Source organism: Peptoniphilus indolicus ATCC 29427 (assembly GCF_000227315.1).
In the GTDB taxonomy this organism is placed as follows: Bacteria; Bacillota; Clostridia; order Tissierellales; family Peptoniphilaceae; genus Peptoniphilus; species Peptoniphilus indolicus.
Genome location: NZ_JH165063.1, coordinates 179,199 through 181,526, shown reverse-complemented (window position 1 = coordinate 181,526; position 2,328 = coordinate 179,199). Strand labels below are relative to the sequence as shown.

Sequence of the window (2,328 nt, the reverse complement as noted above, 5' to 3'; positions counted from 1 at the left end):
ATTTTTAGAAAATTATTTAACTAAATACAAGCTTATAAATAAAAAAGGCTGAAATCAGCCTGTATGTATTGAAATAAAGCCTCAACTTAAAATTTCAATAACTCTCTAAATTCCCACCACTCTTGCCAATTATTGGCGCTCATCTTTGCGGGGCAAATCTTTCTTGATGCGTCATAGTGTCTTACCACTCTATCCCAAGGTATGCCATAATATGCCATCAAAAATTTTATCAAATCATGAGCATTTTTCTTGGTCTTGTTCCAATCACTATCTTGGTTAACACATAGTTCAACTCCGATTGAATTGGAATTTGTTATCCCATATCTACCTTTTCCGTCTCCACAGTGCCAAGCTGCGTGGGCTACTTCTATTATCTCTACACTTCCTTTATCGTCTACAAAGTAGTGAGCCGAAGCTTGTCTATCTCCTTTGCCAAAGTATCTGTAGTGTGCCAATGCATCGGCTCCTTGCGAATAATTTCCCGTATCATGCACTACTATAAACACCGGCCTTTGCATTCCTCTTTTTGAAAAATTGTATTTCGTGGGTTTTTTATCTATCAACATTTATTTTGTCTCCTAATTCTCTTCTGATCGCTGCAATTGCGTTCATTTTTGTATTTATTACCGTTCTAACTTTTATTCCAAGTTCGCTAGCTATTTCCGAATGGCTTTTGCCTTTGAAATAATATAGAACCAGCACTTCTCTTTGTCTTTCTGTGACTTTTCTAATGGCTTTATAAAGCTCAACTTCTATTTCTCTTTCTAAAAAATCTTCTTCTGTAATATGTCCATCTTCGATGTCAAAATTTGGCTCGAATAGATCAATTTTACTCTCATGTTTTACTAAGTATTTCATTGTGTCAAGATAGAAATATTTTAAGTAGTTTTTTACATAATTTAAAAAATGTCCCCTATCTTCACAGTATGTTTCGATACACTCCAACACTATTACTCTCCCGTCTTGCAACAAGTCTTCAAATTCTCCTCTAATTGGGCAATATCTTGATATTGAAGATATTATAAGTGGGTTCAGAGTTTCTAAAAGTTCTTGTTTGATTTCGTCATCGTTTGCATTTTCAATTAGATAATTTATATCCATAGCTAACCTCCCTTATTTTAGTTTAGAACTTACGTTCTTAAGTAGATTATAGTACGTATGTTCTTTTTTGTCAAAGTTTGATTTTATAGGATGAATTTTTATTTTAACTTCGCAAGAGCGGCACATTTTTTTCAAGATTAGTTGTGAATTTAAAGGAACATGTACAAATTGAAAAATTATATGATGAAGTAATATAAGCCTGCCCGTTATTTTTTGGTTATGTTATAGGGAGCGGCGAGACTTAACCTTTTTACAATAAAATAAATTACTATCTATTTTAGTTAATTTACTTATTGCTGTTTAAATTTCCTATACTGTCGCTTAATTCATGAATACTATTTGTTAAATCACTTAACTTGGATTCTATTCTGAATAATAAATAAAATGTTATAGCTATTGGAAATCCAACGTTTGAAACTTGTGTCATTATTTCGTCCATATTTTCCTCCTTTGTTATGTTTATTTTATTGATGTTTACGGGCGGACCTATATTTTTTTATTATTTATACTTTTTATCTGTCTGTTTATATTTTAATTCTTTATTTTTCTTGCAATCACGTGCCGCCCCTACCGGTTTGGTTTAATTAAATTAATAAAAATATTCATCCTTATCCCAATTATATGGATTATTTTCAATATATTCGCACACGTTCAAATGTTCCCTTTCGTCTCTGACAATTCTGTCATAATACCCACGTTGCCACACTGGGAATTTTAAACCTCGGCTTACATCTGATTTTAATTTACGTACAATTTTTGGAACGGAGTTTTTGGAATCAATTAACACCAATGTGAAATGAATATGATTTGGCATTATAATATAGTGTTCAATTTCAGATATATTTTTTAATGTTTTATCAATTTTTTGTCCCAATTCATTTAAAATGATATTTGGTTGGTTTTTAAATTCAATGTTTCCAAATATTTTTGTTTTTTATCGGCACATATTGTTATAAAGTATATTCCATTTGATGAATAATCATAGTTTTTTAGCCGTATTGTTTTTCGTTTTTGTAGTTTTGATTCCATGGTTTCCTCCTTTTTGTTTATTGTATCATTCATTGTGTTTATGGGTTGTTTTATTTTAAATTGCGCTTTATTAACGAATCGTAGGGGTAGCACGAGTGCAGCGAGGTCCGCCAGTTTCACAATAATTTAAATTAATCTATGTTTTTATTTTTCGTTTGCACAATAATTTTTATGTTTTTGATATTTCTTTTTATCGGA

General features: G+C 31.0%; 5 protein-coding genes. All 5 read right to left on the bottom strand.

Annotated elements, in window-relative coordinates:
• Positions 1–86: 86 nt before the first annotated feature.
• On the bottom strand, positions 87–566 hold the full coding sequence (locus HMPREF9129_RS07520) for a peptidoglycan recognition protein family protein (RefSeq protein ID WP_004822148.1): 480 nt from the start codon (positions 564–566) through the stop codon (positions 87–89).
• The gene (locus HMPREF9129_RS07515; protein ID WP_004822146.1) at positions 553–1,101 is read right to left on the bottom strand and encodes a sigma-70 family RNA polymerase sigma factor; all 549 of its coding nucleotides are present in this window, start codon (positions 1,099–1,101) and stop codon (positions 553–555) included. Before HMPREF9129_RS07515 ends, HMPREF9129_RS07520 begins: the two co-directional genes overlap by 14 nt.
• 286 nt (positions 1,102–1,387) lie before the next feature.
• Positions 1,388–1,540, bottom strand: a complete 153-nt coding sequence (locus HMPREF9129_RS11075; protein WP_004822145.1) for a YvrJ family protein — start codon at positions 1,538–1,540, stop codon at positions 1,388–1,390.
• A 150-nt stretch (positions 1,541–1,690) separates the two neighbouring features.
• Positions 1,691–1,975: a transposase gene (locus tag HMPREF9129_RS12845; RefSeq protein WP_004822143.1), complete on the bottom strand. Its 285-nt coding sequence runs from the start codon at positions 1,973–1,975 to the stop codon at positions 1,691–1,693.
• Positions 1,976–1,980: 5 nt separating this feature from the next.
• Positions 1,981–2,130 (bottom strand): hypothetical protein, encoded by a 150-nt coding sequence (locus tag HMPREF9129_RS11460; protein ID WP_156792634.1) that lies wholly within the window; start codon positions 2,128–2,130, stop codon positions 1,981–1,983.
• Positions 2,131–2,328: the final 198 nt, after the last annotated feature.

Bases quoted from the DNA above. Each gene is read 5' to 3' on its own strand.
- HMPREF9129_RS07520 (WP_004822148.1), bottom strand. From the start codon at position 566: ATGTTGATAGATAAAAAACCCACGAAATACAATTTTTCAAAAAGAGGA.
- HMPREF9129_RS07515 (WP_004822146.1), bottom strand. From the start codon at position 1,101: ATGGATATAAATTATCTAATTGAAAATGCAAACGATGACGAAATCAAA.
- HMPREF9129_RS11075 (WP_004822145.1), bottom strand. From the start codon at position 1,540: ATGGACGAAATAATGACACAAGTTTCAAACGTTGGATTTCCAATAGCT.
- HMPREF9129_RS11460 (WP_156792634.1), bottom strand. From the start codon at position 2,130: ATGGAATCAAAACTACAAAAACGAAAAACAATACGGCTAAAAAACTAT.